1 protein-coding gene is annotated in these 1086 nt (G+C 77.5%); it reads right to left on the bottom strand.

The genetic code is table 11. From position 1 onward, the window contains the following. Nucleotides 1–1086, bottom strand: a 1086-nt coding sequence (locus L2I40_RS23580; RefSeq protein ID WP_237217781.1) for an outer membrane protein assembly factor BamB family protein, incomplete at both ends; no start/stop codon positions are given.

The raw sequence follows: 1086 nt of genomic DNA, 5'->3' as shown, positions 1-1086 counted from the left end.
GCGCCGGCTCGTCGCGCCGGCGGCCGCCCTCGGGCGGCGGGTCGAGCGGGCTGACCCAGCGGATGCGGCCGTCCTCGCGGCCGATCGCCAGCGCCTCGCCGCCGCGAGTGACGGCGAAGGCGAAGTCGCCCGCGGCGGCGACGCCGGCATTGCTGCCGAAGTTGCGCTCCCACAGCCGTCGGCCGCTGCGGAGATCGACCGCGATGGCGGTGTTGCTGACGCCGACCGCGATGACGCGGCCGCGGTCGATGACCGGCAGGCCCGCGATGCCGACGATGTCGGCGAGGCTCAGGTTCCCGCTCCCGACGCTCTCGGCCCAGAGCAGGCGGCCGTCGGCCGCGCGCAGCGCCACCAGCTCGCCCGTGCCGAAGCCCGCCACGACCGCCTCGCCATCCACCGCCGGCGCCGGAAGGCCGAGCGGGATGGTGGAGAGGGTGCCGGCGCGATGCGTCCAGAGCCGGCGCCCATCCTCGGCGGAGACGGCGACCAACTCGTTCTGCGTGGTCGGCACGAAGACGCGGCCGCCGGCCACCGTCGGCGCGCCGCGCGCCGGGGCGGGCATGCGGACGCGCCAGCGCACGCTGCCATTGGCCGGGTCGAGCGCGATCACCTCGGCCAGGCTGGTCGCGACGAAGACGGTGTTGCCCTCGACCGCGACGCCGCCGCCGAGGGAGGTCGCGCTCTCGGTCTCCGGCGAGGTGTCGACGCTCCAGCGCTGCCGTCCGTCGGCCAGCGCATGGGCGGCCACGCGGCCGCGCGCGTCCACCGTGTAGACCGTGCCGCCCGAGATCACCGGCCCCGCCGTGATCCGCTGGCGATAGCCGGAGCCGCTGCCGGCCGAGCCGCGCCAGGCGACGGAAAGCCGCTCCGGCAGGGCGACATGGCCGGGCGAGTGGCTGGGCGGGCCGCCCGACATCGGCCATTCGGCGACAGGCTGCGCGGGCGGCAGTGCCACGGCCGGGGCACCGGCGTCTGCGGTGACCGGCGGGTCGGGCGGCAGCACCGCCTGGCGGTCACCGGGCAGCGGGCGCTTGCGCTCCCCGAACACGCTGTCGAGGGAGTCGCAGCCGGCGAGCAGCGCGGCGG

Origin of the sequence: Falsiroseomonas oryziterrae (assembly GCF_021864505.1) — a bacterium.
Taxonomy (GTDB): Bacteria; Pseudomonadota; Alphaproteobacteria; order Acetobacterales; family Acetobacteraceae; genus Falsiroseomonas; species Falsiroseomonas oryziterrae.
This window is presented reverse-complemented; position numbering and strand designations above follow the sequence as displayed.